At 63.9% G+C, this 26,394-nt stretch carries 23 protein-coding genes; 7 read left to right on the top strand and 16 right to left on the bottom strand.

Annotated elements, in window-relative coordinates:
- Positions 1-53: 53 nt before the first annotated feature.
- On the bottom strand, positions 54-1,847 hold the full coding sequence (locus tag AC1DZP_RS26830) for an outer membrane beta-barrel protein (protein WP_477306575.1): 1,794 nt from the start codon (positions 1,845-1,847) through the stop codon (positions 54-56).
- A 229-nt stretch (positions 1,848-2,076) separates the two neighbouring features.
- On the opposite strand from AC1DZP_RS26830, the gene AC1DZP_RS26835 reads away from it, so the two are divergent.
- On the top strand, positions 2,077-3,078 hold the full coding sequence (locus AC1DZP_RS26835) for a KpsF/GutQ family sugar-phosphate isomerase (protein ID WP_477306577.1): 1,002 nt from the start codon (positions 2,077-2,079) through the stop codon (positions 3,076-3,078).
- A 4-nt stretch (positions 3,079-3,082) separates the two neighbouring features.
- On the opposite strand, the gene AC1DZP_RS26840 is transcribed toward AC1DZP_RS26835, so the two are convergent.
- The 8 genes from AC1DZP_RS26840 to AC1DZP_RS26875 all read right to left on the bottom strand — a co-directional run bounded on the left by AC1DZP_RS26840 (position 3,083) and on the right by AC1DZP_RS26875 (position 12,059).
- Entirely contained in the window at positions 3,083-3,547 is a 465-nt protein-coding gene (locus AC1DZP_RS26840; protein ID WP_457150797.1) for an NfeD family protein, read from the bottom strand.
- A 13-nt stretch (positions 3,548-3,560) separates the two neighbouring features.
- Positions 3,561-4,511: an SPFH domain-containing protein gene (locus AC1DZP_RS26845; protein ID WP_477306579.1), complete on the bottom strand. Its 951-nt coding sequence runs from the start codon at positions 4,509-4,511 to the stop codon at positions 3,561-3,563.
- A 118-nt stretch (positions 4,512-4,629) separates the two neighbouring features.
- Positions 4,630-5,844, bottom strand: a complete 1,215-nt coding sequence (locus AC1DZP_RS26850; protein ID WP_477306581.1) for an NAD(P)/FAD-dependent oxidoreductase — start codon at positions 5,842-5,844, stop codon at positions 4,630-4,632.
- A 52-nt stretch (positions 5,845-5,896) separates the two neighbouring features.
- Entirely contained in the window at positions 5,897-6,961 is a 1,065-nt protein-coding gene (gene hemH, locus AC1DZP_RS26855; RefSeq protein ID WP_477306582.1) for a ferrochelatase, read from the bottom strand.
- 138 nt (positions 6,962-7,099) lie between these two features.
- Positions 7,100-9,025, bottom strand: a complete 1,926-nt coding sequence (locus AC1DZP_RS26860) for a 5'-nucleotidase C-terminal domain-containing protein (protein ID WP_477306583.1) — start codon at positions 9,023-9,025, stop codon at positions 7,100-7,102.
- A gap of 192 nt (positions 9,026-9,217) precedes the next feature.
- Complete coding sequence (gene omp10, locus AC1DZP_RS26865; protein ID WP_095084566.1) at positions 9,218-9,595, bottom strand: outer membrane lipoprotein Omp10; 378 nt, start codon at positions 9,593-9,595, stop codon at positions 9,218-9,220.
- A gap of 87 nt (positions 9,596-9,682) precedes the next feature.
- Entirely contained in the window at positions 9,683-11,128 is a 1,446-nt protein-coding gene (locus AC1DZP_RS26870) for a homospermidine synthase (protein WP_095084565.1), read from the bottom strand.
- A 184-nt stretch (positions 11,129-11,312) separates the two neighbouring features.
- Complete coding sequence (locus AC1DZP_RS26875; RefSeq protein WP_095084564.1) at positions 11,313-12,059, bottom strand: SDR family NAD(P)-dependent oxidoreductase; 747 nt, start codon at positions 12,057-12,059, stop codon at positions 11,313-11,315.
- A gap of 108 nt (positions 12,060-12,167) precedes the next feature.
- On the opposite strand from AC1DZP_RS26875, the gene AC1DZP_RS26880 reads away from it, so the two are divergent.
- On the top strand, positions 12,168-13,046 hold the full coding sequence (locus AC1DZP_RS26880; protein ID WP_477306586.1) for a LysR family transcriptional regulator: 879 nt from the start codon (positions 12,168-12,170) through the stop codon (positions 13,044-13,046).
- Between the two features lie 6 nt (positions 13,047-13,052).
- Here the strand turns inward: AC1DZP_RS26880 and AC1DZP_RS26885 are convergent, their stop codons facing one another.
- The 6 genes from AC1DZP_RS26885 to AC1DZP_RS26910 form a co-directional block, all read right to left on the bottom strand.
- Complete coding sequence (locus tag AC1DZP_RS26885) at positions 13,053-13,985, bottom strand: heme-dependent oxidative N-demethylase family protein (RefSeq protein WP_477306588.1); 933 nt, start codon at positions 13,983-13,985, stop codon at positions 13,053-13,055.
- Positions 13,982-14,269 carry a YciI family protein gene (locus tag AC1DZP_RS26890; protein ID WP_477306589.1) on the bottom strand — a complete coding sequence of 96 codons (288 nt, stop codon included), beginning with the start codon at positions 14,267-14,269 and terminating at the stop codon, positions 13,982-13,984. Before AC1DZP_RS26890 ends, AC1DZP_RS26885 begins: the two co-directional genes overlap by 4 nt.
- A 13-nt stretch (positions 14,270-14,282) precedes the next feature.
- Positions 14,283-14,945, bottom strand: coding sequence for an aminotransferase class IV family protein (locus AC1DZP_RS26895; RefSeq protein ID WP_477306591.1), 663 nt, complete (start codon positions 14,943-14,945; stop codon positions 14,283-14,285).
- Positions 14,894-16,039, bottom strand: a complete 1,146-nt coding sequence (locus tag AC1DZP_RS26900; RefSeq protein ID WP_457151438.1) for an aminodeoxychorismate synthase component I — start codon at positions 16,037-16,039, stop codon at positions 14,894-14,896. Before AC1DZP_RS26900 ends, AC1DZP_RS26895 begins: the two co-directional genes overlap by 52 nt.
- Before the next feature lie 203 nt (positions 16,040-16,242).
- Positions 16,243-16,998, bottom strand: coding sequence for a proton-conducting membrane transporter (locus AC1DZP_RS26905; RefSeq protein ID WP_457151437.1), 756 nt, complete (start codon positions 16,996-16,998; stop codon positions 16,243-16,245).
- A 374-nt stretch (positions 16,999-17,372) separates the two neighbouring features.
- Positions 17,373-19,205, bottom strand: coding sequence for a M3 family oligoendopeptidase (locus AC1DZP_RS26910; RefSeq protein ID WP_477306593.1), 1,833 nt, complete (start codon positions 19,203-19,205; stop codon positions 17,373-17,375).
- Between the two features lie 178 nt (positions 19,206-19,383).
- Between AC1DZP_RS26910 and AC1DZP_RS26915 the strand changes: the two genes are divergently transcribed.
- The 3 genes from AC1DZP_RS26915 to AC1DZP_RS26925 all read left to right on the top strand — a co-directional run bounded on the left by AC1DZP_RS26915 (position 19,384) and on the right by AC1DZP_RS26925 (position 23,653).
- Positions 19,384-20,925, top strand: a complete 1,542-nt coding sequence (locus tag AC1DZP_RS26915) for a sigma-54-dependent transcriptional regulator (RefSeq protein WP_477306595.1) — start codon at positions 19,384-19,386, stop codon at positions 20,923-20,925.
- 493 nt (positions 20,926-21,418) lie between these two features.
- A complete protein-coding gene (locus tag AC1DZP_RS26920) occupies positions 21,419-23,278 on the top strand; it encodes a peptidoglycan L,D-endopeptidase MepK (protein ID WP_477306596.1) in 1,860 nt (619 codons plus the stop codon).
- 180 nt (positions 23,279-23,458) lie between these two features.
- Complete coding sequence (locus tag AC1DZP_RS26925) at positions 23,459-23,653, top strand: hypothetical protein (RefSeq protein WP_477228022.1); 195 nt, start codon at positions 23,459-23,461, stop codon at positions 23,651-23,653.
- A gap of 73 nt (positions 23,654-23,726) precedes the next feature.
- Here the strand turns inward: AC1DZP_RS26925 and AC1DZP_RS26930 are convergent, their stop codons facing one another.
- Entirely contained in the window at positions 23,727-24,365 is a 639-nt protein-coding gene (locus tag AC1DZP_RS26930; protein ID WP_095084554.1) for a 2-dehydro-3-deoxy-phosphogluconate aldolase, read from the bottom strand.
- Positions 24,366-24,554: 189 nt separating this feature from the next.
- Here AC1DZP_RS26930 and trhO point away from each other — a divergent pair, with 189 nt between their 5' ends.
- Positions 24,555-25,484 (top strand): oxygen-dependent tRNA uridine(34) hydroxylase TrhO, encoded by a 930-nt coding sequence (gene trhO / locus AC1DZP_RS26935; RefSeq protein WP_477306599.1) that lies wholly within the window; start codon positions 24,555-24,557, stop codon positions 25,482-25,484.
- Positions 25,485-25,614: 130 nt separating this feature from the next.
- Positions 25,615-26,352: a tellurite resistance TerB family protein gene (locus AC1DZP_RS26940; RefSeq protein ID WP_477306600.1), complete on the top strand. Its 738-nt coding sequence runs from the start codon at positions 25,615-25,617 to the stop codon at positions 26,350-26,352.
- Positions 26,353-26,394 lie beyond the last annotated feature (42 nt).

Raw genomic sequence — 26,394 nt, forward strand, 5'->3', positions numbered from 1 at the left:
CCAAACGCACGCTCCGCTCCGGTTATCGGGCCCCATCGCTCTTGGCGCAGTGCTTAGCGCTGCACCTTCACGCCCAGGAAGATGCTGTTGGCGGTGTAGTCGCGGCCCGGCAGGTTGCTGGTCAGCTTTTCGGTCCTCACCCGGGTGGTGAGGCCGGCATAGCGGTTCAGCCACCATGTCAGGCCGGCCTCGGCGCTCAGGGTCCTGTCATGGCCGTCGACGCCGACATAATCGCGCCAATCAAGGCCCAGAGCCGCATTTCCGGTGAGGTTGGCGCGGATCTGCCGCTCGCCCGTCAAGCGGCCTGAATAAAGGATATCACCGCTTTGCCCGGCGATGGTCGTGGGCTCGACGGTGGTCAGGCCGGTCAGGCCGATCGTGGTGCCGCGTTCCGGCGACCATTTGAGGTCGGCGTTGACGGTCGCCCCCGAAATCGCTTCGAGCCGATCGTCGTCGATCGCCTCCCGCAGCCAGCCGGCCGAGAATTCGCCCGACAGCTTCTCGCCCATGTCGAGCTCAAGGCCGGCGCGGCCTCCGAGGCGCGTCGAGGAGCGCTCGAAGCCATCGGTGTCGATGCGTTGATCATAGGTCCGGCGACCGACCTCGATTTCGGTGAAGGGGGTGAGTGCCGGAGAAATCTCGTAGCCGGTGCGCAGGGTTGCCGTATAGAGCGTGGAGTCGCGGTCCTTCTGCGACAACGAGGTGCCGTCCGAAAGCTCGGCGTCGCCAAAGAAATCGTGCGTCACCGCACCGGTCAACGCATAGCGCATCTTGCCGACGTCCTTCTCGATGCCGAGGCTGCCGTCCACGGTCTGCCGCAGCGGCTGCGTGTTGACGCCAGCAATGGCGTCCGGCGAGGAGGCTGATTCCGGCACCGCCTCGTAGCCGAGCTTGGCGATGGCGCGCAGCTCGTTGTCGAGGTCGACGTTGAGCTGGCCTTCTATGCGGCCCTGCTCATCGTGAACCGAATAGCCCGACACGGTTTCGCGGAAAAGGCCATAGCCGTCGATCGTCGCCGAGTTCTCACGCCAGTCGGAGGCGGCGGAAAAGCGCAGCGCCGTCTCGGACAGAAGCGCCGACGTGCCGGCACTGCTCGCATCGCCGTTCGAGGTGGCGGTCAGGCCCTGTTCGATCGTCGGCCGAATGACGAAAGAGCCCCATTTGACGCCGGTGGCGGCAAACGGATCGTCCTCGGCCTTCTTGTCCTGGCCTTCGATGGAGGCGGTGCGTTCGGCGCCGCGGTCAAGCTTCTGACTGTCGACGCTGTCGATGGTGAGGGCGCGGCGGTTGGCCGCCTCCTGATCCGTGTCATTGGTGTCGGTATCATCCGTCGTAGAGGTGATGGCACCCGTGGTCGCGGCGTCCGTGGCCGCGGTCGTCGACTTTTTCTTCCTCGACTTGCCGGCCGCCTTGTCCTTGGCCTGATCCGCCGCACTTTGTCTGGCAGTCGATGGCCGGCGACGAGGTTTTGGCGGTGCCGCGGTATCGGCGGAGGCATCGTCGGTGGCCGAAGGCGGATCGAACACGCTGCCGATCGCGGTCGCGGCGCCGGCGTCCGTGTCATCAGGCACCGCGCCGGCGCTGGCCGGCAGGTAGGTTCGTGCCGGCGCATTATCGTGCGCCGCGTTGACCGGCGCCTGCTGGCCTTGGGCTGCCAGAGCCAGCTGTCTCGCCTTGCGCTGCTGGTCGGACAGGATTGCCGTTTCGGAAACCTCGCCGCGCAGCTCCGTTTCCTGGGCATGGAGCGCCGTCGGGCGCAGCAAGGCAAGCATGCTGGTCGCCAGTAGCAAGGCGCAGGCAGCCTTGCCCTTTCGTCCTCCTGATTTTTCTGGCTGGCCCCCGGACATCGTCACCACTGCTTGCGCGGCGCACGCGCGCCATACTTACCGAACCGTAAATGGGGATGGTTAACGGAGGGTTGAGGCTGGAGGTCGTCAGCGGCCTCAAGTGCCGATTTCCAAAGGGTTTCATGCGGCGTGCGTTAGGCCTTTTAATTGCCTGCTTGTCGTTGTCCCTAGCCATCGTGGGGCCATTTCTGTTGGACAGGCGGGCGGCAACGCGCTAATCGCATCAGCCATGCATGCGGGATCCCTGAATAAGAAGCCTTTGGACAGGCAAGCCTCGATCGCTTCGGCACTGAGAACGGTGGCAACGGAGCAGGCTGGTGTCGCGGCCCTTGCCGAGGCACTCGAGAACGGACTGGCTGAGCCTTTCGCCCAGGCCGTCGAGATGATCTCGAAGATCGAGGGTCGGCTGATCGTCACCGGCGTCGGCAAAAGCGGCCATATTGGTTCGAAGATCGCGGCGACGCTGGCCTCGACCGGCACACCGGCCTTTTTCGTCCATCCCGCCGAAGCCAATCACGGCGATCTCGGTATGATTGCCAGGGACGATGCCATCATCGCCATGTCGTGGTCGGGTGAGAGCAGGGAACTGATGGGCATTGTCGCCTATTCCAGACGCTTCTCCATTCCGCTTATCGCCATCACCGCCGGAGAGACATCGGCGCTCGCGCGGGCCGCCGACGTCGTGCTGCTGCTGCCCCGCGCGCCTGAGGCCTGTCCACACGGCCTGGCGCCGACGACGTCGACGCTGCTGCAACTGGTGATGGGCGATGCGCTGGCGATCGCCCTGCTCGAAGCACGCGGCTTCACGCCGGACCATTTCCGTACTTTCCATCCTGGTGGCCAGCTCGGCGCCAACCTGACGCAGATCCGCGAGATCATGCATGTCGGCGACAGGCTGCCGCTGGTGGTCACGGGCACCGGCATGCAGGACGCGATCCTGGAACTGTCGCGCAAGGGATTTGGCTGCGTGGCGATCACCGACGCCGACGGCGCGCTGGCCGGCATCATCACCGACGGTGACATAAGGCGTCACATCGGCAGCAATCTGCTGGCGATGACGGTGGATGAGGTGATGACAAAAGGACCGAAAACGGCGTCGCCGGATACGCTCGTGGCAACGGCGCTGCAGACGATCAACAGTTCAGCCATCACCAGTCTGATGGTGGTGGAAGGCAGACGGCCGGTGGGCCTCATCCACCTGCACGATCTCCTGCGCATCGGCGCAGCCTAAGCGTTCAGACCCGCTCGACGGTCAGTTCCAGATCCGTGTCGGCCGCAGCCGTCACGCGCACCTGCGTGCCGGCGGGCAGGTCCGGGCCGGAGACACGCCACAGCGTATCGCCCAGCTTGATGCGGCCACGCCCGTCCCGGATCGGTTCGGCTAGCGTTGCCATCTTGCCGACCATCTGCGCGCCGCGCCGGTTGAGCAGCGGCTGGTCGGTCGGATCATCGTGACCACCGACCAGCTTCTTGCCGACATAGGCCGAGACCAGCGACAGCGCCAGGAAGGCGAGGACCTGGACTTGCCAGGTCCAGAAACCGGCATCCCAGATCAACAGCGACACCGCGCCGATGATCAGGGCGGCGATGCCGATCCACAGCATGAAGATGCCTGGCGCGATGATTTCCATCACCAGCAGGACGAAGCCCAGAACCATCCAGTTCCACGGGCCGAGTTCGGAAATGATGCGGTCCAACATGGGAGTATGCCCCTCAGTTCTCGCTTGGGCGAACCACCGGCGGGCGTGCGGCCTGCCTTTGCGCGCCGGCCGTGCCATCGCTGCGGAAGACCTCCTTGGCGATCTCGCCGATACCGCCAAGCGTGCCGATCAGCGACGAGGCTTCCATCGGCATCAGCACGATCTTGCTGTTGGTGGCCGTGCCGATCTTGCCAAGCGCTTCGGTGTATTTCAGCGCCACGAAGTAGTTCAGCGCCTGCACGTCGCCCTTCGAGATTGCTTCCGACACCACCTGCGTGGCGCGCGCTTCGGCTTCGGCCGAGCGCTCGCGCGCCTCGGCGTCGCGGAAGGCGGCTTCCTTGCGGCCCTCGGCCTCGAGTATCTGCGACTGCTTGAGGCCTTCGGCGGCGAGGATCTGCGCGCGCTTGTTGCGCTCGGCCGTCATCTGGCGGCCCATCGATTCGATAAGATTGGCCGGCGGGTTGATGTCCTTGATCTCGACGCGGGTGATCTTGATGCCCCACGGATGCGCGGCTTCGTCGACGACGCGCAGCAAGCGCTCRTTGATGGCGTCGCGGTTCGACAGCAGCTCGTCGAGGTCCATCGAGCCCATGACGGTACGGATGTTGGTCATCGTCAAGTTGAGGATGGCGTTCTGCAGTCCGGCAACCTGGTAGGCGGCCTGCGCCGCATTGAGGATTTGGTAGAAGGCGATGCCGTCGACCCCGACGATGGCGTTGTCGCGGGTGATAATTTCCTGGCTCGGAACGTCGAGCACCTGCTCCATCATGTTCATCTTGGCGCCGATGCGGTCGACGAAAGGCGTGATGAGATTGAGGCCTGGACTCAGTGTCTTGGTGTAACGGCCAAAACGTTCGACCGTATAGTTATAGCCTTGCGGAATTGTCTTGATGCCTTTGAACAGCACCAGCACGACAAGCGCGACCAGAACAATGACCGCAATATCGAAACCACTGAAATCCATTTGGCTCTCCCTCAGAGGCAGGCCGCGAAAGCCATTCTCGCGCTGCCGGCTTCACCAAAGACTTAAGTGTGTTTCAGGAACGTTACAATCAGGTGATGATGGATTGTTTGTGGGTCTGCTATCGACGGTTGAAGGCAAACAACTCTGCATCCGTGTCGCTCTGCCCGTTGATCGAGGCCGAGACAATCTCGGAAGCGATCTGCGAGAAGGTGATGCCGTTGCCGCCGTAACCCATCACGGCATGGATGCGCGGGTGCCTGGGAATGGCGCCGATATAGGGCAGGCCGGTGGTCGTGGTGCCGAACGAACCGGTCCAGGCGAATTCCGGCCTGACGTCGAGATGCGGGAACAGCCGCCCAAGTTTTTCGGCGATGCGTGCAGTCTTGTCGGCGATCAACTCGTCGCGTCGCGCCGTGTCGACGAAATCCTCGTCCTCGCCACCACAGACGACCCTGCCATCTGATGTCGCGCGCATGTAAAGGTACGGGTCCGACGCCTCCCAGATGAACGCTGCGCGCGGCCAGATCTTTCGCGGTTGCGGGCGTGTCGCGATCGCCCATGTCGAGATGATCCGGTGGGCCGCCGCCGGCACGATGTCGACGAGTTCGTAGCCGGTGGCCAGAACAACATGCCGTGCCGTGATGGTGGGGCCATCCCTGGTTGCCACGACCACCTCGTCGGCACTGTCCTCGATCGCCGTCGCTTCGACGGGAGCATAGAAGCGTGCCTTGCGCTGCGAGGCCTTCAGCAGCAGCCCGGCCGTCAGCTTGCGCGGATCGAGGGCGATGTTGCCGTGGCTGAGGATGGCGGCTTCGCGGTCGATGCCGAATTTCTCCGCCAGCGGCGCTGCCGTGAGATAAGTCGCGGCGATGCCTGCCTGTCTTCGTGCCTCGGCCTCGTCCCGGAGTTCCGACGGGCCGAGCAGAGTGCCCGCCAGATAGAGCGACGGGTTGCGGCTCGGGCTGCAGTTGATGTCGAGTTCGGCAATGCGGGCAGCGAGGTTGGAAACGGCGAGCCGCGAGCGCCGCCAGGCCTGCTCCGCCGAGGTCTTGCCGATCATCTTCGAGAGTGTCGAAAGTGGCTGGTCGATTTCGAACTGCACGAGAGCCGTGGTCGCGGACGTCGAGCCTTTCAGCGGGCCGCGCCGGTCGATGCAGATCACCGCATGACCGTGCGCCGTCAGCATCTCGGCCGTCATGGCGCCGCTGATGCCCATGCCGACGATCAGCACGTCAGCCTTGGCGTCACGGGTCAGCGCGGCCGTCGGGACAGCAGGCGCCCGGTAGGCGGACCAGACGGGCCGGCCGCTTCTGAGGTCAAGTTTGCGAGGCATCAAAGTCTCCGGAGGTGCTGCACAACGCCCCGGAGCTTGTGTTGTTCCGGTGTCAGACCCAGCCGGACAGTTCGCGCCGCACCATCGCCTCGATCACCGCCATCCCCTCGGCGCTGTCGTTGAGGCAAGGAATGTGGGCGAAGTTCTTGCCGCCGGCGTGATGGAAGGTCTCGGCCGCCTCGCGGCCGATCTCGTCCAGCGTCTCGATGCAGTCGACCGAAAAGCCGGGATTGACGATGGCGATCGACTTCACCCCGTCCCTGGCCAGTTTCTCCACGGTCTTGTCGGTATAGGGCTGCAGCCATTCCTGCGCGCCGAAGCGCGACTGGAAGGTGATGATCAGTTTGTTGTCATCCCAGCCAAGCCGTTCGCGCAACAGCCGCGTCGTCTTCTGGCAGTGGCAATGATAAGGGTCGCCCTTCTCGAAATAGGGTTTCGGGATGCCGTGAAAGGAGGCAATGACAACCTCTGGTTCGAAATCCAGCGTGGCCAGATGCCGCTCGATCGAACGCGCCAGCGCTTCGATATAGACCGGTTCATCGTAGTAAGGCGGCACGCTGCGGATGGCCGGTGCGCGGCGCATCTTCATCAGGGCACGAAACAGCTGGTCGTTGGCGGTGGCGGTGGTGGTCGCGGAGTACTGCGGATAGAGCGGGAATGAAAGAATGCGGTCGCAGCCCTTTTCGACCAGCCCCTGGGCGATGCTCGCGGTCGAAGGATTGCCGTAGCGCATCGCCCAGTCGACGACGACCTCGGGCAGGTCGCGCAACGCCTCGGCCAGCTTCTCGCCCTGGGCGCGGGTGTAGGTGCGCAAGGGCGATTCGTTCCTCTCCCGGTTCCAGATCCGGGCGTAGTTGGCGCCCGACGCCTTCGGCCGCCTGGTGAGCACCAGCCCGTAGAGGATCGGGTACCAGATCGCCTTGTTGAGTTCGATGACGCGTGGATCGGACAGGAATTCACGGAGATAGCGCCACATCGGCTTGAAATCGGTGCCGTCCGGCGTGCCGAGATTGACCAGCATGACCCCGACCTTGCCAGCCTTGACCGTCGGATGCCCGGCGGGCAACGGGCCGCCGGCCTTCGCGGCTTTGGAATCGGCAGGGGTGGAAAGGGTCATACATGGTCTCCGGATACGGCGCGAAACTAGCGATGCCACGCCAGTTTTCAATGCAGCGTCTGGCCGCACCTTAGCAGGCAACGAAAAAACCCGCCCGGCTTCCCGGGCGGGCGCGTCGTTGAAAGAGGCGCAGCGACGTTACTTTGGCGGGATGGACAGGGTTGCGCCAAGCGCAAGCCGATGGGGCCTTTGGCCCTTGTTGGCCTCATAGATCAGCTTCCATTTGGTCGCGTCGCCATAGGCCTTCTTTGCCAGATCCCAATAGGTGTCGCCGGCAACGATGACATGGCTGCTTTCGGCCGGCGCGGCCTCTGCCGGCTTTGCCGGTTCGGCGGGGGCGGGCGCCGGTGCCGCTTCGGCAGGCTTGGCCGGTTCCGCGGCCGGTGCGGCCTCAGCGGGCTTTGCTGCTTCGGCAGGCTTGGCCGGCTCGGCCGCCGGCGCCGCCGCGACGGTCGCGGCGATCTCCGTGATGCGGCCATCGAGCTTTGGCGTGTAGGGCCGGTGCGCGCCGAGATAGTCGGCAACCACCTGTTCGAGGCCCGGACCGTAGTCATAGGCGTTCTTGGCCTTGTCGGCGAAGATCTTGTAGCCGTCGCCGCCCTGGCGGACATAGTTGTTGGTGGCGACGAGGTAGTCCTTGTCCGGATTGATCGGCGTCCAGGCGCCGCCTTCCATGACTTCCACCGATTTGACGCGACCGGCATTGGGCGCAACCGACTTGTCGAAGGAATATTTCAGGCCGGCGACCTGCGGAAAGCGGCCGGCGCCGTCCTCGATCTGGCTGAGGCCGTTCTCGAGGCCAGCCACCAGGTCCTTGCCGGAAATCTGGAAGGTTGCCAGCGTGTTCTGGAACGGCAGCACGGTCAGCACCTCGCCCATGGTGACGGTGCCTTTGTCGATCGAGGCACGCAGGCCGCCGCCATTGGAGATGACGATCTCGACGCCCTGTCCCTTGACGCGGTCGAGGATGGCGTCGGAGACGAGGTTGCCCATCGCGCACTCACGGGTGCGGCAGTTCTCGCGGCTGCCGTCGATGACGTCGGTGGTCTCGGCCACTTCCTTGTTCTTCAACGCCTCGATCGGCGCGCCAAGCTCCTTGATGCGGGCGAGCACAGCCGGGTCGGGAGTGATCGACTTGTCGAGAAAGATCGGGTCGCCGCTGGCCGATTTGACGACGCCGTTGTCGTCGAACACCACCTTGAACTCGCCGAGATATTTGGAATAGGACGCCGCCTGCACGACCGGCACCTTGTAGCCGTCGGGATTGTCGACCATCGTCGGATAGGGGCCTTCCGCCTTCGGGTCGGTGTTCGACAGCAGCGAGTGGCTGTGGCCGCCGACGACCACATCGATGCCCGGGATCTTGGCTATCACGTCGCGCTCGCGCTTGTAGCCGATATGGGTCACGGCGATGATCTTGTTGACGCCTTCGCCCTTCAGCTTCTCGACCTCGGCGGTGATCGACTTGACGTCGTCCTCGATGGTGATGTTGGGGCCGGGGGAAGCGAGTTCCGGGGTGTCATTGGTCACCGCGCCGATGATGCCGATCTTCTGGCCACCGACCTCGACGACAATCGACGGCTTGACGCGGTCGCCGAGCTTGGATTGCGCGTTGGCCTTCACATTGGCGCCGAGCACCGGGAACTTGATCATGTCGAGGAACGGCGCCAACGCCGTCTCGCCATCGTCGAATTCATGGTTGCCGAGCGCCATCGCGTCGAACTTCATCTCGTTGAGGAACTCGCCTTCGACCTTGCCTTTGTAGGTCGTGTAGAACAGCGATCCCTGGAAATTGTCGCCGGCGCTGAGCAGCAGCACGTTCTGGCCTTCCAGCTTCTTGCGCTCCTGGGCGATCGCGGTGACCAGCCGGCCCGCGCCGCCAATGCACTCGCCCTTGGTCTCCTCATCGGCCGAGCAGGTCGATTCATATTTGTTGTTGCCTTCGATGCGGCTGTGCCAGTCGTTGATGTGCAGGATGTTCAACGTGTAGTCGGCAAAGGATGCGCCGGACGACAGGGCGAGCGTCGAGGCGGACAGGGCGGCAATGGCAGCAAATTTCTTCATCTTCGTCTCCAGGAAGGCTGATCAGAGGCGTTTAACGCTCTTGCTTGACTGGAACATAACAGTCGGCGTTTGGAACCATGTTCCCATCGCGTTCCAGATGACGCAAGCGGAAATCCGGGGACTTTTGCCGGCATAAAAAAGGGACGGCGGCCGATGGCCGCCGTCCCCTTGGGGAAGCGAATACTCGCTGGCTCAGGTGCGCCGTGTCAGCACGAAGTTCTGGCCGCTGGAGCTGGTGCAGTTGAGCTGGCTTGTCGACACCATCAGGCAGTTGAAGCTGACCGCGGTCTGGCGGATCAGCGACGTGCCATTGATCTGCACCGACGTGGCGCCGGTCATGGTGTAGCTGCCATCGGCAAGCTTCTGGCCGGTGTCGGTGGCGACGGTCGTGAAGGTGCCGCTGGCGAAGGTCGAAAGGCCGGTACCCTTGGCGTCGATCCAGGAGCCTTCGACGCCTTTCGGCGAAGCCGCCATCGGCGGTCCATCCGGGCCGCTGGTCGCACAGCCAGCAAGCCCCACTACAGTGGCTGCCGCAACGCTCATCCAAACAATCTTGCGCGCAATGTTCATTTTAAAAAATCCTCTCCTCAGTCCGCATCCCTTCAATCGCCTGATTTCCGGGCGATTGCAAGGCGACGAGGCATGCTGACGGGGCTGCTATCGGACGAGGATGTTGCGGAATTGCCACGGGTCGCTGCGGTCGAGGTCTTCTGGGAACAGGCCGGGTCGGTTATCGAGCGGCGTCCAGTCGGTGTAGTGGCCTTCGACCGGTCCCAGATATTGCGACTGCACTTCCAGGCAGCGCTTGTAGTCCATCTCGTCGGCCTCGACGATGCCGGCTTCAGGGTTTTCCAGTGCCCAGACCATGCCGGCGAGAACCGCCGAGGTGACCTGCATACCGGTGGCGTTCTGATAGGGCGCCAGCTTGCGCGCGTCGGCCAGCGAAAGATGTGAGCCGTACCAGTAGGCATTCTTGTCGTGGCCGTAGAGCAGCACGCCGAGTTCGTCGACACCATCGACCAATTCGTTCTCGTCGAGCACGTGGTGCACCGGCTGAGGCTTGCCGGCGGCGCCGAACATCTCGTCCAGTGACAGCATCGCGTCATTGCAGGGATGATAGGCATAGTGGCAGGTCGGGCGGTATTGAACCTTGCCCTTCCTGGAGCGCACAGTGAAGAAATCGGCGATCGAGATCGCCTCGTTGTGCGTGACAAGGAGGCCGTATTGCGGCCCTGGTGTCGGGCACCATGAACGCACGCGCGTGTTGGCGCCGGGCTGCTCCAGGTAGATGGCAGCCTTCGAACCGTGCTTGTGCTTCTTGGCGTTCTTCGGCATCCACGTCTCATGCGTGCCCCAGCCGAGCTCGGCAGGCTGCAGGCCCTCGGAAATGAAGCCCTCGACCGACCATGTGTTCCAGAACACAGCCATCGGCTTCGGCTTCTTGGCGCGCTGGGTGTCGCGCTCGGCGATGTGGATGCCCTTGACGCCGGCCTTCTTCATCAGCTTGGCCCAGCCCTCGCGGTCATCCTGCGTGGGCTCTGAAAACTCCAGGCCAAGATCGGTGGCGAGGTTGACCAGCGCCTGCTTGACGAACCACGAGACCATGCCGGGATTGGCGCCGCAGGTGGAGACCGCCGTCGCGCCGCCGGGCTTGTCGTGCTTTTCCTTGATCATCGCTTCGCGCAGCGCGTAGTTGGTGCGGCTGGCATTGTCGGCCTGGGCATCGAAATAGAAACCGAGCCATGGCTCGACGACGGTGTCGATGTAGAGCACGCCGAGCTTGCGGCAGAGCCGCATCAGGTCCACCGAGCCGGTATCGACCGATAGGTTGATGCAAAAGCCCTGGCCGCCGCCATTGGTCAGGAGCGGCGTCAAAAGCTTCTTGTAGTTCTTCTCGGTCACTGCGTCCTGGACGAAGGCGATGCCGCGCTCGTCGAGCAGCTTGCGGTCGGTGTCGCGTGGGTCGAGGACCGTCATGCGCGACTTGTCGAACGTGAAATGGCGTTCGATGAGCGGCAGCGTCCCCCGTCCGATCGAGCCGAAGCCGATCATCACCACAGGGCCGGTGATCTCACCATAAACGGGCCAGTTTTCATTCGCCATTTTATCGAGCACTCCTCAAAAAACACTCCGGAACAGCCGCTTGGCCGCGGCGCGACAAACCATAGATCATTGTCACAATAAAGGGAAAAGCAGCGAAACGCCTGGGAACGCCGCTGTGGAAGTGCTCGGCGATGCCACCGGGAGACCATGGCCGCCCGATGGCGGATGTTGAGCCGGCGTCGTATCAGCGAGCGCCGCCGGACGCGTTGATGCGTTCGCCGGTCAGCCACGCCGCCTCGTCCGAGGCGAGGAAGGCCACCGTCGGGGCGATGTCGTCCGGCTTGCCGAAGCGCTGGCCAAGGGGGACGCCAGCGATCAGCATATTGCCGAAATCGGTGCCAACCATACCTTCGGTCATTTCGGTATGGGTATAGCCAGGCGCCACGATGTTGACACGGATGTTGCGGGCTCCGAGTTCTCTCGACAGGCTAAGCGTCAGCGTATCGATCGCCGCTTTGCTGGCCGAATACAGGCTGGTGTTTGGCACCGGGTTCCAGCTCGAGATCGTGCCGATGTTGACGATGCTGCCGCCGGTCTCGGGGAAGTGGCGCATGGCAGCCTTTGTGGTCAGGATCGTGCCCAGTACGTTGGTGTCGAAGAGCCGCCGATAATCCGCCTCGCTGGCTTCCTCGAAAGTGCCAAAGCTGGCGGTCGCGGCGTTGTTGATCAGAATGCTTGGCTTGCCGAATGCGATCTCGGCGGCCTCGAACATCTTCTCGACTTCGGCGGCCTCGGCCACGTCACCCCGAACCGCAGTCGCCTTGCCACCGGCAGCGACGATCTCCTTGACCGTGCGTTCTGCAGCCTCACGGCTGGAGGCGTAGTTAACCACGACGGCGGCGCCTTCCGCCGCCAGCCGTTTGGCGATGCCCGCACCGATGCCTCGCGCGGCGCCGGTGACGATGGCGACCTTGTTGTTGAGCTTGCCCATTTTGGTTCTCCGAATGGATGGATGGATTTGACAATCGACCAATTGGCCATTCCTGGATGGGTCAGGTAGAGTGAGTAATACCATATAACTAATTCCAAGGTGGAATAGATGGACAGGCTCATGGTGATGAACACCTTCATAAGGGTCATCGAAACCGGCTCGTTCTCGGCGGCCGCGCGGCATTTGCGCGTCGGGCAGCCTGCCGTCTCGAAGGCCATCGCGCAGCTCGAGGAACGGCTCGGCGTTCGCCTGCTGTCGCGCACCACCCGAGGTCTCTCGCCGACCGATGCGGGCCTCAGCTTCTATGAAGGCGCCAAGCGCGCGGTCGACGAGGCCGACGAAGCAGAGAACGCGGCGCGTGGCACTGCGGCGGCGCTTACCGGGTTGCTGCGCATCGGTACGTCGGTAACCTTCGGCCGCCTGCATGTCGTTCCGAGGCTGAAAGCCTTCCTGGACGCTCACCCGAGGCTCGACGTCGAGGTGGCGATGGACGACAGGAACGTCGACCTCGTCGAGGAAGGGGTGGATGTCATGCTGCGTCTGGGTGAAAGCTTCGCCCCCGCTCATATCGGGCGCAAGATCGCCACCTGTCGTCGTCTCGTGGTGGCGGCACCCTCCTACCTGGCACGCGAGGGCGAACCCATCGCGCCCGATGAGCTGTCGCGGCACGAGGCGATCCTTTTCGTCCGAGCAGGCACTTCCAATCGCTGGACATTCAGGCGAGGCGCCGAAGAGGTTTCGCTTGCCGGCCAAGGTCGGCTGCGCGTGACTTCCGCCGAAGGGATACGTGAGGCAGTACTTGCCGGCATCGGCTTCACGGTTGGCTCCGAATGGATGTTCGACGCGGAACTGCGCAGCGGTGCGGTTCGGCCGATTCTGGTCGACTGGGCGCTGCCGCCCGTTGAATTGTGGGCGCTGTTTCCGGCCGGACGCAAGGCCAGCGTCAGGGCAAGGACGTTCGTTGATTTTCTGGCGGGCAGCCTGTAGCCGGCTTCAGCCGGCCATTGTCTTCAATCGTTCGATCAGCCGGTGGCGGTCCGATGTCAGCCCCTTGTAGTCGAGCTGGTCGAGATCGAGCGCTTCGAGCTGCGCGGCAAAGGATAGTGCGAGCGTCGCCCGGTCCGGGTGCCGATCCAGCACGGCGAGCGGGTCGAGGTGGATGCGGATGGTGAACAGGATGTCGCGCGAGGACGGCAGCTTGCGCAACGTCTGACGCTCCACGCGGATGAAGGCGTGCGCCCTGACGTCACCATCCGGGAAGCGTGTCGGCCGGTTGGTGGCGCGGTCGATGCGCTCGACATTGGACAGCGGATGATAGAGCGCATTGTCGGCCTGGATCGACCAATTGAAGCGCTCGACCGCCTGGCCCTGGAGGCCGTCGAACATGCGGTTGATCAGCTCGGCTGGGCGGGTACCCGGACCGAAGCCCGGCACCGGCGCGTGGATATCCTGCAGCGGCCGGCCGAACTTCTCGACCAGCAGCCAGGATGAGGGAAAGCACAACGAACCGGCAACGAGCCGCCAGCCGTTGTCGCTACGGCGCATCAGGATCAGGTCTTCCTGGACCAACAGCGAGGCGGCGACGAGCGGTGCGCCGTCGAGACCGGAGGGGATGGCGAAATGGCTCTCCGTGCCCACGATTTCGATACCTGCGTCGGTGCGCCGATAGGTGTCGGGAAATCTCTCCGGCAGATGCGTGCCGAGCAATTCGAGCACTTCCTGCTGGGCGTCCCGCGTGCCGTCCTCCTCGACGAAAACCCGCTCGGGGATCTCGGCATAGAGTCGGCGCTTCTCGGCGAGATACGGCAGCAGAAGGTCGTCGACCTCGATCCAGTCTGCCGGATCGAGCGGCTTCAGGCCGATGCTGAAGAGTTTCGACGAGCCGTCATAGGGCGTATGGGTGGGCAGCGCCCCGGCCAAGCTCATGCTTCCCTGAAACTGTCCAGGACGGCGGTGGTCAGCCTCGCCAGGAATTCGGTGACATCATAGTCGGCTGCGTTGGCCATGGCGAAGGGATCCGCTGCCAGCCTGGCGTCGAGCACTTCGCGCGGACATTGCGCGATGATGATGCCGCCGGTTCTCGGTTTCTTCGGGCCGGAGGCGACGAAGATGCCGTCCGCATAGCAGGCCTTCAGCCATTCGATATGGGCCGCCTGCAAGCGGTCGATCTCGGTCAGCGGCACCTTGTAGTTCAGCGAAACGACGAACATAGCATTCTCCTGGTCATGCGAGCTTTGCGGGAATCAGGCCGCGCAGCGAGTTGCCGACAAAGATCGCCTTGGCCGACTGCAGATCGCCGTAGCTGTAGATCGCTTCGCGGGCGCGGCCTTCATCCAGAAGCTCGGCGCGCAGTACGCCAGGCAGCAATCCGCAGTCGAGCCGTGGCGTCGCCAGCATGCCATCGCCAAGATCGGCAAAGACGTTGGTGATGGTGCCTTCGCAGATCTCGCTGCGCTCATTGGCCAGCAGCACCTCGTCGGCCTGGGTAATGAGATATTCCGAGCGGGCATGCGTGTAGAGCTGCCGCCGGCTGGTCTTGTGGCGCAGCAGCGTGTCGTGCGAATCGAGCCTTGTGCGCGCCAGCCGCAGCGTCCAGACCTTGTCGGCGGCGAGCGGTTCATAGGGCTGTGCCGAGGCGGTCGCTTCGCCGTCGCGCGACAAAGCCAGGCGGGTGCGCAACGCTATGCCGGATCCGCTGACCGCATTGCCCAGCACGTCGCCGATCCTTTGCGGGTCGCAGACGAAGCCGAGTTCAGCTGCCGAGCCATAGAGGCGAGCAAGGTGGCGATCGAAGCGCAGGAAGCCCGAGCCGGGTTGCCAGCGCATGGTCTCGATCAGCTGGAAGTCGGCGGTGTTCCCGTCGCGAAGCGCGCTTTCAGCAGACACTCCTGATACTCCTCCTCAGCCGTCGAATCGAAGACGACGCCGCCGCCGACATTGTAGACGGCCTCGCCGCCGGAAAAGAGCGAGATGGTGCGGATCGCCACGGAAAAGCGCATCGTGCCGCCGGGTGCGATCCAGCCGATGGCGCCGCAATAGGCGTCGCGCGGCGTGCCTTCCAGATCGTGCAGGATTTCCATGGCACGGATTTTTGGCGCGCCGGTGATCGAGCCGCACGGAAACAGCGCCGCGAACACCTGGCGGATGCTGAGACCCGGCAGCAGTTTTGCCCTGACGTCGCTCACCATCTGGTGGACTGTCGGATAGGTCTCGATGCGGAACAATGCCGGCACGTCCAGCGTGCCGACCTCGCTGATCAGCGAGATATCGTTGCGCAGGAGATCGACGATCATCCGGTTTTCGGCCTGGTTCTTCTCATCGTTGCGCAGGAAAATCTTCTGCCGCTCGTCCTCAGCCTTGGTGGCGCCGCGCGGTGCGGTGCCCTTCATCGGATGCGTCTCGATCATGCCTGCGGCGTCGATCTCGAAGAACAGTTCGGGCGAACGCGACAGCACGATGGGATCACCGAGCGAGACCAGCGCGCCATATTTCACCGGCTGGCGTTCGGTCAGCGCATCGAAGGCGGCGAGCGGGTCGCCCGACCATTGGGCATGAATGGGAAAGGTCAGGTTGCCCTGGTAGCAGTCGCCTTGCCTGATGTGCTGGTGCAGCCGCGAGAACCGCTTCTCGTAATCATCGAGCGACCATGTCGCCCGCGCGTCGAAGATCGGGCCATTGGTCGCCGCTGCGTTGCGGGGCGGCACCGCCTCTTCGACCGGCGCATCGAAAACCCCAAGGCAAACGAGTGGTGTGCGGCGCCCTTTCGGCAGCAAGGGAACCAGCTTCGGTTCGAGCAGATAACCCGCTTCATAGGAAAAATAGCCGGCCAACCATTTGCCGGCGTCGTGCGCCGCCTGCGCCGCCGCCAGCGCCGGGAGGAAGTCCTTTGCCTCATGCGCCACGATAATGTCGGCCGGCCGGTCGAAGACGAGCTCGCGCGCGCTTTCGTCATTGCGGAAAATTGCGGCGGGCAGGGACATGGGACTCGGATGCTGCGCTCAATGAAGCCGTCGACCGCTCTATATGGGGGGCCGCTCGCGCGCAATCGAGGGAACGGCACGCTGCCCCTCAAAGCCGACCTTCTGGGCCGACCTCCGGGGTCAACCTCTGGGTCGATATTGCGGCCAAAAGCAAACGGCGGCGCCTCGGGCACCGCCGTTTGTAACGATCCTGCTCTCGCCGATCAGGTGTTGCTTGCGGTTCCCGCTGTTGGAAACTGCTTGGCGAATTCCGTCTCGTCGCCGGCGGCAAGCAGCTTGGCCTGTTCGATCCAGCGTTCGCGCGCGATGCGGCCGTCGAAGTTCATGACATCCTCGATCCGCTTGATATCGGCGGCTGTCCAGGCGGCGATCTGGGCGAAGCTGGTGACACCTTGTGCCTTGAGTAGCTTCTCGTTGACCGGGCCGATGCCGATCAGCCGGCGCAGATTGTCGGGCTTGCCCGCTGCTGGCTTGGCTGCTGGCTGGGCCGCCGTGGCTTTCGCCGGTGCTGCCGCTTTTGGCGCGGCGCTCGCCTTTGAAGCGCTGGCCTTGGGGGCGCTGGACTTCGGTGCGCTGGACTTGGCGGCGCCGGGTGCTGCCTTGGCCGCCGCGGGCTTCTTTGGCGCCGCTTTGGCCGCCGCCGGCGCCGATTTGGCCGCGGCTGGCGTCGACATCAGGGCAGCCGGCGCCGGGCTCGCGGCCTTTGCCGCGCCGGTTCCTGCGGCTGGCGTCGCCGGCGCTTCGCGCAGCCGGCGCTCAAGGTCGGTGCGGGTCTTGCCGCATGCATCGAGCTCACCGGTCAAGCGGTCGTTGTCGGCGCGCAGCCTGTCGCGCTCGCTGCGCGTGCGGTCGAGGTCGCCGCGCAAGCTGTCGAGTTCACCGCGCAGGCGTCCCCAGAGGAACCAGCCCACCAACACGCCTACCAGGAACGCCAGGAGCATGTAGAAAAAAGTGCCCATTGTCTCTCTCTCCAATCAGATCCGTCTGCCGTGGCATGGGTTCATGACCTTCGGCGAAAGGACTAGTCGATGGTGGTTCCGCGGTTCGCAGAACAGCCGGCTTCGGTTGGAGCTGTCGGCGATCGGCTTTGCCTGCCATGGCCAACGGCCGTTGTCGCGTTCGCCAAGGCGCCGCGGCCGGCTGAGACTTCCCTCGCCGATCGGCATGCGCTCCGGCTGAGCTTGGAAGGAAGGCTATCATAGGGCTTGTGGAAAGCTATCGGAAAACTTCCATGGAGAGTACTTCAAGAACGGATATTTGGGCCAAGAATAGGCCGTCCCAGTATGCGTCCCGGCTAGACTGTTTTGCGAGCAGATGAGACCTACGGGCGCGTTCAAGCGTCGAGTGTTTCCAGCTCGTCGATCAGGCCGCTGATGACGCCAAGCCCGATCTGCCAGAAGGCGGGATCGGTGGCATCAAGGCCGAAGGGCGCCAGGAGCTCGGAATGATGCTTGGTGCCGCCGGCGCGCAGCATTTCGAAATACTTGTCCTGGAAGCCGCGCTCGGCATTTTGGTAAACCGCGTAAAGCGAATTCACCAGGCAGTCGCCGAAAGCATAGGCATAGACGTAGAAGGGCGAATGGATGAAGTGCGGGATGTAGGTCCAGAAAACCTCGTAGCCTTCGCGCAACTTGATCGCCGGCCCGAGGCTTTCGGCCTGCACTTCCAGCCAGAACTGCCCGAGCCTGTCGGAGGTCAGTTCGCCATTCCTGCGCTCGGCATGCACTTTGCGCTCGAATTCGTAGAAGGCGATCTGGCGCACGACCGTGTTGATCATGTCCTCGACCTTCTGGGCGAGCATGGCCTTGCGCTCGCGCCTGTCGGTGGTCTGGTCGAGCAGCGAGCGGAAGGTCAGCATCTCGCCGAAGACGGATGCCGTCTCGGCCAGCGTCAACGGCGTCGAGGCCATCAGCGCGCCCTGGCCGCTGGCCAGCACCTGATGTACGCCGTGGCCAAGCTCATGCGCCAGCGTCATCACATCGCGCGGCTTGCCCATGTAGTTGAGCAGGACATAGGGATGCGCCGACGGCACGGTCGGGTGCGCGAAGGCGCCGGGCGACTTGCCCGGACGCACCGGCGCGTCGATCCAGTTGCGGTCGAAGAAGGTTCGCGCGATTTCCGCCATGTCGGGCGAAAAGCGCTGATAGGCGGAGAGCACGGTGTTCCTGGCCTCGTCCCAGCCGATGATCGCCTGCGGCGTATCCGGCAACGGTGCATTGCGGTCCCAGTGATTCATCACCTCCATGCCCAGCCAGCGCGCCTTCATCTGGTAATAGCGGTGCGACAGGCGCGGATAGGCGTCGCGAACGGCGGATGCCAGGGCGTCGACCACACCGCGCTCGACGCGGTTGGCGAGGTGGCGTGAATCGGCGATGTCCTCGAAGCCGCGCCAGCGGTCGGAAATCTCCTTGTCCTTGGTCAGCGTGTTGGTGATCAGCGTGAAGGTGCGCAAATTCTTGCGGAAGGTCGCTGCTAGCGCCTCGGACGCCTGCCGGCGCACGTCGCCGTCGGCATCCTGCAAGCGGTTCAGCGCCGGCTCGAGCGTCAATTCCTCGCCGTCTATATCGAAGCGAAGGTCGGTCATCGTCTCGTCGAACAACCGGTTCCAGGCACCGCGTCCGGTGATCGATTTCTCATGGAAAAGCTGCTCGACGCGGTCTTCGAGCTGGTAGGGCTTGTCCTTGCGCAGATCGAGAACCCAGGGCCGGTAGTGGCCGAACGCGGGATCGCCGGCAAGCGCGCCTTCGATCGCGCGGTCATCGATCAGGTTGAGTTCGAGCGCGAAGAACAGAAGGTGCGCGCTGGCGTCGGTCATCTTCTCCTGGATGTCGCCATAGAGCTTGGCGCGCTGCGGGTCGGCGGTGTTTCCGGCATAGACCAGCCCGGCATAGGAGACGATGCGGCCAATCAGTTCCTCCAGGGCCTCGTAGGCGACAAGCGCCTCGCCTAGCCTGCCGCCGCTGCCACGCTCGGCCTCGGCGGCCAGCGTACCCTTCCAGCGGGTCTCGAAGCTGATCGCGTCGGCTGCGGCCTTGGCGATGTCGCGCTTCAGTTCCGGGGCCTCCATGCCGGCATAGAGATCGGCAAGGTTCCATTCCGGCAGGTCGCCAAGCTCAGCCGCGCCCTGACCGGAGGCCGGCGCCGTTAGCCGCCGAGCAGAATCCATGTGCCCAGAAACCATGTGCATCGCCGATACCTTCCGTGGCCGAGGTTCAAAGGGGAAACGAGAAGCCGGTCAAATCCTAAGGAATTCATTCACCGGGTTTTTTGAAACCTTATTTAGAACCCTGTGCCAAGATGGTCCACAGGGCAGAATTCCTCGGGCGGGCATAGTCGTACCAGTCATGACAGGTTCCATACTCATAGTCGATGACGATCCCGTGCAGCGCCGGCTGCTCGAAGCAGCCGTGACGCGGTTCGGCCATGCGGCAACCGTCGTCGACGGCGGCGCGGCCGCACTCGATGTCCTCGACGGGCCCGGCGCCCGCGAAGTTTCGGTGGTTATCCTCGATCTGGTCATGCCCGGTCTCGACGGCATCGGCGTGCTTAAGGCAATGCGCGAGCGCGACATAAATGTCCCGACGATCGTGCAGACCGCCCAGGGCGGCATCGAGACCGTGGTTTCGGCAATGCGTCACGGCGCCTTCGATTTCGTCGTCAAGCCGGCCTCTCCCGACAGGCTGCAGGCGTCGATCGCCAATGCGCTCAAGGTCGAGGCGGTCGAGGGCGAGGTCAAGCGTACGTCGCGCCGGCGTGGCGGGCTTTTAACCTTCAAAGACATGGTCACGCACAGCCCGGCCATGGACAGGGTGATCCGCCTCGGCCAGAAGGCGGCGGCATCCAACATCCCGATCCTGATCGAGGGCGAGTCCGGCGTCGGCAAGGAACTGGTGGCGCGCGCCATCCAGGGCAGCGGCGACCGCCGCTCGAAGCCCTTCGTCACCGTCAATTGCGGCGCCATTCCCGACAATCTTGTCGAATCGATCCTGTTCGGCCATGAGAAGGGCTCTTTCACCGGCGCCACCGAGAAGCACACCGGCAAGTTCGTCGAGGCGCATTCGGGAACGCTGTTTCTCGACGAGATCGGCGACCTGCCGCTCGACGTGCAGGTCAAGCTGCTGCGCGCCGTGCAGGACGGCGAGGTCGACCCGGTCGGCGGACGCTCGACCGTCAGGGTCGACATCAGGCTGATTTCGGCGACGCACCGCAACCTCCTGCAGCAGGTCAAGGACGGCAAATTTCGCGAGGATCTGTTCTATCGGCTGAACGTCTACCCGATCTTCGTGCCGCCGCTGCGCGACCGCCGCGACGACATCCCTTATCTGGTCAAGCATTTCATGGAGAAGGTGGCGCCAGCCGACCCGCGTCATCGCCTGCAAGGGATTTCTGCCGCGGCCCTTGCCGTGCTGCAGGCCTATGACTGGCCGGGAAACATCCGGCAGCTCGAAAATGCCGTCTTCCGGGCCTCGGTGCTTTGTGAAGGCGATGTGCTGACCACCGAGGACTTCCCGCAGATCCGGGCGCAGGTGGAAGGCACGGTCAATCTCGACGCCGACGGCGTTTCGCCGTTTGCGTCCTTGCCGCTGGACACGGAGCCGGGCGAGGAGGAAGTCTCGTCAGGCGAGGCTGTCCTGGCGATTGAGCCCGATCCGCTGGCCAGGCTGCAGCCTCGCTTCGGCACGTTGCGGGCGCTCGACGAACGCGGCAATGTGCGCGCTCTGGCCGATGTCGAACTCGAGATGATCAAGCTCGCCATCGACCACTATAACGGCCAGATGAGCGAAGTCGCCCGCCGCCTCGGCATCGGCCGCTCGACGCTTTACCGGAAGCTCAAGGAATACGGTATCGACCCGGAAACCGGCCGCGTCGACCGGCTCGCTTCCTAGGTGTGTTGAGAATCAGGTGATGCCAGCCTGACCTCAATCTCGACACACCCTGGAGCGCATAATCTCTCCCGAAAACCAGTTTCCACCATCGCTTTGCCGAGCTTCGGTTCGGGATTCATGCTTCGGACGCAAGGCCGGAGCCAGCTTGCAATGCCAGAATCCGCCCTATATCGGGTTTCGGCGGGAATGTGGCGGGCCTATGGACAGACCTGTTCACGCATTAAGGCTGACGGTAACAGATCGTGTTTCGGGCAAAGGCGGAAACATGATCTAAACCAGCGGTTTACCAAGAAAATCGGTGAACAATTTTTGACGGGATATCGCCACGGTGTTACCGCATTTTGGCTTCAATAAGCGATGATTAACCATTAGGATCGATATTCGGATGTGATAACGACACATCCGTTTGGACAAATCCGGGGACAAACGGCAGCCTGCAGGGCCTTTTGATTTGAACAGAATCGAACGACACACAAACGGGCGGCACCATCACGTGAGCGTCTGGCCGAAATGGCTGGCGGCGTTGATTGTCGCATTTGGTTTTGTTGCCGCGGCTGCAACTGGCGCCAGCGCCGAAACACGTTCGCTGAAGCTCTATCACCTCCATACGCACGAGAAGGCCGAGATCGTCTACAAGCGCAATGGCCGCTACGTTCCGGAGGGTCTGAGGAAGATCAACATCATCCTGCGCGACTGGCGCCGCAACGAGCCGACCAAGATGGATCCGCGCCTGCTGGATCTGGTCTGGGAAGCCTATCGGGAAAGCGGTGCCACGGACTACATCCAGGTCGTCTGCGGCTATCGCTCGCCGTCGACGAACTCGATGCTGCGCAGCCGCAGCAGGGGCGTCGCAGAGAAAAGCCAGCACATGCTCGGCAAGGCGATGGATTTCTACATTCCCGGCGTGCCGCTGAAGAAACTGCGCAACATCGGCCTCAAGATGCAGGGTGGCGGCGTTGGCTACTATCCGACATCCGGTTCGCCGTTCGTCCATATGGATGTCGGCAATGTGCGCCACTGGCCCGGCATCAGCCGCCAGGAACTGGTCAGCCTGTTCCCCAATGGCAAGACGCTGCATGTGCCGAGCGACGGCAGGCCGCTGCCCGGCTTTGAGCAGGCGCTCGCCTCCTACAAGGCGCGCAAGGGTGCGGGCGCGCCGGCCATCGAACTGGCCAGCGCCGGCGGCAGCAGCAAGAAATCAGGTGGGTTCCTGTCGGCTTTCTTTGGCGGCGGCGGCGACGACGAGGCCGACGACAGCGCCGATGTCGAGACCGCTTCGGCGGCACCTCCGCCCAAGGCTAGAAACCTGCAGCCGGCCGCGACAGCCAAGACCAGCAACCTCCCGGGCATCGCCATCGTGGCGCCGGAGAATGCCAAGCGCGCGGAGATTCCGCAGGTGGCCGAGGAGCAGGCTCCGGAGCCGGAAAAGGATACGCCGGAGACGATCATCGCGGCGCTGCCTGCCCGCAGCATTCCGCTGCCTGATTTTGCACCGCGGCCGAAGGCCGATGTCGGTGCCCAGTCGCCTGAGAACGTTCCTTTCGCCATGGCGGATGCGACAGCGACCGCGGATGCGGCAACCACCACCGAGCAGGCCGTGGCGACAGCACATGCGCCGGCGAACGTGCCTTTCGGCATGGCCGATCCGTCGGCCGCTCCGGCCCCGGCCCCCGCACAGGTCGCCGTCAACAACGTACCGTTGCCGACATGGCGCCCCGACGATTCGCTGCCGGCCGCTCTGGCGCCGCCGCCCAGCAAGGACGTGCTGATGGCGCTGGCGGATACGGCTGAGCGCGGCAGCGCCGCGACCGACGCCCTCTCGGCGCTGCCCAGCGCGCGGCCCGACATAGCCAGACCGGACGAGGTGAAGGCCGTGCTCGACGAGGCCAATACCCGGGCCGGTGCTGCGGCCGACGCGTACCAGGTCGCTTCCTTGTCCTTGTCCGAGGCGCGTTCGGCCTTCAACGATCCGTCGGGCGCCGATGCCGCATCGCCGCGTGAGGCTGTCGTTGCCCGCCCGGCCGGTACCGATCCGGCCGCCGCGATCGGCGCTGGCGTGAAGACGACCCGCAAGGAATCGAGAGCCACCGCCCGCGACTTGAAGCCTGGTCCCAAGGCCATGGTGGTTGCCGCCGCGCCGCAGGCCGCCCGCTGGGCGCTGACCAGCGGCGAACATGTCGCCACCGTTTCAAGCGCCACGACAGCACCGGGCTACGCCTACAGCATCGTGCATACGCCGCCGAGCGAGGTCTACACGGCTGGCTTCCAGTCGGGCGACCAGATGGCCGATGCCAACCGCTTCACCGGCAACGCAGTCAGGTTCCTGTCGGTCGCCCGCTTCCAGACCAAGTAAGCGACCAGTCGATCGACAAAGCCGCGTCGGGCAACCCGCGCGGCTTTTTTGTTGCGCGGGCGGGGCCAATGGCGCCGCCGCCATTGGCCGCGATCACGCCGGTCTGACATTGCCGTGAGCTTGGAACTTGCTCAGTCCTTCAAGGGTTTCTCCCCTGTTCGTTCAAACCCGGGGATATCCATGAAGAACATTCTACTGGCATCGGTCATTGCTTTGGCAACTGCTTCAGCGGCCATCGCTCCCACGCAGGCAGAGACCGTTGTCGTCAAGACCCACGACCATATGCACATGATGAGGAAGCACTGCCGGACCAAGGTGGTCACGCATTGGGCTCACCACCGCAAGGTCGTGGAAAAGATCAGGGTCTGCAACTGATCGGTTCGAAACTCAATCGGCAGAACCCGGTCGACGCAAGTCGGCCGGGTTTTTCATGCCGAGACAAAAAGCCCTATTTTGCCAGCTTGCTCGCCGCGCGTGCGAGAGCCTCGATCTCGTCCCACTTACCGGCCTTGACCATGTCGTCAGGCGCCACCCAGGAGCCGCCGACGCAGACGACGTTGGGCAGGCTGAGATACTCGGCCGCGTTCTTGCCGGTGATGCCGCCGGTCGGACAGAATTTCACATCGGCGAGCGGCGAGGCGAAGGCCTTCAGCGATGCGATGCCGCCCGACTGCTCGGCCGGGAAGAATTTGAGGAAACGCAGGCCGGCTTCCCGAGCGGCCATGATCTCGCCAGGCGTGATTGCGCCGGGCAGCAGCGGAACGTCGCTGTCGGCCGCTGCCGCCAGAAGCTCGCGGGTGATGCCGGGGCTGACGATGAAGCGCGAGCCCGCTGCCGCCGCCTCTTCGAATTGTCGCGCATCGAGAATGGTGCCGGCGCCGACGATGGCGTCCTCGACCTCAGCCGCGACCCGCCGGATCGCTTCCAGTGCATCGGCGGTCCTGAGCGTGATCTCGATCGCCGGCAGGCCGCCACGCGCCAGAGCGCGGGCCAGCGGCACGGCATCATCGACATTGGCGATCTTCAGCACCGGGATGACCGGCTGGCCGTTGAGGAGCGACAGGAGTTTTTCGGTCTTGCTGGGCATCTGTCTCTCCATATCGTGGAACAATTCAACCGATTAGCAGACGGGTGTTTTTCTGTCCATGAAACGAAGCGTGTCGCGATGTCACGCGCCGTGGGGCGATGATACCGGCCATTGCCATCAAAACGATGACGGGCTGGTGAAGCTGGTGCGCCTTGAATCGGCTGCCATGAGCGTCTAGTTGGCTTGACAATGACATTGTCCACGCCGACTGGCCCCATCCGTGTCGCCGCGCTCTACCGGTTTGCCCGGCTCGACGCCTTCGACGAATTGCGCGCGCCGCTCGCCGCTTTCTGTTGCGGGCGCGGCATCAAGGGTACCTTGCTTCTAGCGCATGAGGGCATCAACGGCACCGTCGCCGGCAGCGAGGCGGCGATCGCCGAACTGATCGATTATCTCGAAGCCATCGAAGGGCTCGCCGGCCTCGAGGTCAAATACAGCAGCGCAGCAGAAACACCGTTCCACCGCATGAAGGTGCGGTTGAAGCGCGAGATCGTCACCATGGGGGTCGGCGACATCGACCCGGCGACGAGCGCCGGCACCTATGTCGCGCCGGCCGACTGGAATGCGCTGATATCCGAGCCCGATACAATCGTCATCGACACGCGCAACGCCTATGAGGTGTCGATCGGCACGTTCAAGGGCGCGGTCGATCCGGCAACGGCAAGCTTTCGCGAGTTCCCGGCCTGGGTGGAAGCACGCAGGGCGGAACTCGAGGGCCGCAAGGTGGCGATGTTCTGCACCGGCGGCATACGCTGCGAAAAGGCGACGGCCTACGTCAAGTCGCTCGGTTTCGAGGATGTCTTCCACCTCAAGGGGGGCATCCTCAAATACCTGGAGGAGGTTCCGGCCGAACAGAGCCTGTGGCAAGGCGAGTGCTTCGTGTTCGACGAACGCGTTTCGGTGTCGCACGGCCTTGCCGAGGGCGACGCCGAACTCTGCCGCGCCTGCCGCCATCCGCTGACGCCGGGCGACCTGACGTCACCGAAGTTCGCCACCGGCGTATCATGTCCGCATTGTTTCGAAGCGCGTTCCGACGAGGACCGCCAGCGCTACGCCGAGCGTCAGCGCCAGGTCGAACTTGCGCAAGTGCGGGGCAGGGGCCGGCATATCGGATCCTGATGCGGGCTTCGGCCACTCGCCGCGAGGGATCTGTCCCGAAGGATCCGTCATTGTAATGTCAAAGTGCGGGGCCTACCTCTTCGGCGTTCGAAACCTGCCCGTTCGGCCGGGCAAATCCTGGAGGCATTGAATGTTCGATCCCAAGAAGCTTCTCGACGATCTGCTCGGCTCGCAAATTCCCGGCACCAGCGGCACCGTCCGTGACAAGGCGGGCCAGGCCGTGCAGATGGCCAAGGACAACCCGCTGGCCGCTGGTGCGCTCGCCGCCGTGCTGCTCGGGACTGGTGCTGGCCGCGAGGTGACAGGCGCCGCCGTGAAGCTTGGCGGACTGGCCGCGATCGGCGGCCTCGCCTACAAGGCCTACCAGAACTACAAGGCCGGCAACGCGCCGGCGGAAGGCCCCGCGACCGGCGAACCGGAATTGCTGCCGCCGCCCAAGGACACCGCCTTCCACCCGTCACAGGCGCCGCAAGGCGAGGACGAATTCACGCTGACCCTGATTCGGGCGATGATCTCGGCCGCCAAGGCCGACGGTCATATCGACGACGACGAACGCCAGAAGATCGCCGGAAAGCTCAGCCTTGCCGGCTTAGACTCCGATGCCGAGAAATTCCTGATGAAGGAGCTGGAGAGCCCGCTTGACCTCGACATGCTTGTAGCCGGCGCCAAGACCGATGCGCAGAAGCTCGAACTCTACACCGCGTCGCGCCTTACCATCGATCCCGACACCCGCGCCGAGCGCGGTTATCTCGATCTGCTTGCCGGCCGGCTTGGTCTGCCGGATGCGCTGGTCGATCACGTCGAGGCGACGGTTTCGGCAGCCAAGGTGCCGGCCAAGGCAGGGACTTCGCCCAATCCGCGCTGGTAGCCCAAATCGGCACAGATCGCCTTTCCGGAGTTAACCCTCCAT

It is taken from the genome of Mesorhizobium sp. P2_F8 (genome assembly GCF_056403655.1).

What these genes read in the sequence shown, in the direction of transcription:
- AC1DZP_RS26830 (WP_477306575.1), bottom strand. Translation starts at nt 1,847, where the DNA reads ATGTCCGGGGGCCAGCCAGAAAAATCAGGAGGACGAAAGGGCAAGGCT.
- AC1DZP_RS26835 (WP_477306577.1), top strand. Translation starts at nt 2,077, where the DNA reads ATGCATGCGGGATCCCTGAATAAGAAGCCTTTGGACAGGCAAGCCTCG.
- AC1DZP_RS26840 (WP_457150797.1), bottom strand. Translation starts at nt 3,547, where the DNA reads ATGTTGGACCGCATCATTTCCGAACTCGGCCCGTGGAACTGGATGGTT.
- AC1DZP_RS26850 (WP_477306581.1), bottom strand. Translation starts at nt 5,844, where the DNA reads ATGCCTCGCAAACTTGACCTCAGAAGCGGCCGGCCCGTCTGGTCCGCC.
- hemH (WP_477306582.1), bottom strand. Translation starts at nt 6,961, where the DNA reads ATGACCCTTTCCACCCCTGCCGATTCCAAAGCCGCGAAGGCCGGCGGC.
- AC1DZP_RS26860 (WP_477306583.1), bottom strand. Translation starts at nt 9,025, where the DNA reads ATGAAGAAATTTGCTGCCATTGCCGCCCTGTCCGCCTCGACGCTCGCC.
- omp10 (WP_095084566.1), bottom strand. Translation starts at nt 9,595, where the DNA reads ATGAACATTGCGCGCAAGATTGTTTGGATGAGCGTTGCGGCAGCCACT.
- AC1DZP_RS26870 (WP_095084565.1), bottom strand. Translation starts at nt 11,128, where the DNA reads ATGGCGAATGAAAACTGGCCCGTTTATGGTGAGATCACCGGCCCTGTG.
- AC1DZP_RS26875 (WP_095084564.1), bottom strand. Translation starts at nt 12,059, where the DNA reads ATGGGCAAGCTCAACAACAAGGTCGCCATCGTCACCGGCGCCGCGCGA.
- AC1DZP_RS26880 (WP_477306586.1), top strand. Translation starts at nt 12,168, where the DNA reads ATGGACAGGCTCATGGTGATGAACACCTTCATAAGGGTCATCGAAACC.
- AC1DZP_RS26885 (WP_477306588.1), bottom strand. Translation starts at nt 13,985, where the DNA reads ATGAGCTTGGCCGGGGCGCTGCCCACCCATACGCCCTATGACGGCTCG.
- AC1DZP_RS26890 (WP_477306589.1), bottom strand. Translation starts at nt 14,269, where the DNA reads ATGTTCGTCGTTTCGCTGAACTACAAGGTGCCGCTGACCGAGATCGAC.
- AC1DZP_RS26900 (WP_457151438.1), bottom strand. Translation starts at nt 16,039, where the DNA reads ATGTCCCTGCCCGCCGCAATTTTCCGCAATGACGAAAGCGCGCGCGAG.
- AC1DZP_RS26905 (WP_457151437.1), bottom strand. Translation starts at nt 16,998, where the DNA reads ATGGGCACTTTTTTCTACATGCTCCTGGCGTTCCTGGTAGGCGTGTTG.
- AC1DZP_RS26910 (WP_477306593.1), bottom strand. Translation starts at nt 19,205, where the DNA reads ATGGATTCTGCTCGGCGGCTAACGGCGCCGGCCTCCGGTCAGGGCGCG.
- AC1DZP_RS26915 (WP_477306595.1), top strand. Translation starts at nt 19,384, where the DNA reads ATGACAGGTTCCATACTCATAGTCGATGACGATCCCGTGCAGCGCCGG.
- AC1DZP_RS26925 (WP_477228022.1), top strand. Translation starts at nt 23,459, where the DNA reads ATGAAGAACATTCTACTGGCATCGGTCATTGCTTTGGCAACTGCTTCA.
- AC1DZP_RS26930 (WP_095084554.1), bottom strand. Translation starts at nt 24,365, where the DNA reads ATGCCCAGCAAGACCGAAAAACTCCTGTCGCTCCTCAACGGCCAGCCG.
- trhO (WP_477306599.1), top strand. Translation starts at nt 24,555, where the DNA reads ATGACATTGTCCACGCCGACTGGCCCCATCCGTGTCGCCGCGCTCTAC.
- AC1DZP_RS26940 (WP_477306600.1), top strand. Translation starts at nt 25,615, where the DNA reads ATGTTCGATCCCAAGAAGCTTCTCGACGATCTGCTCGGCTCGCAAATT.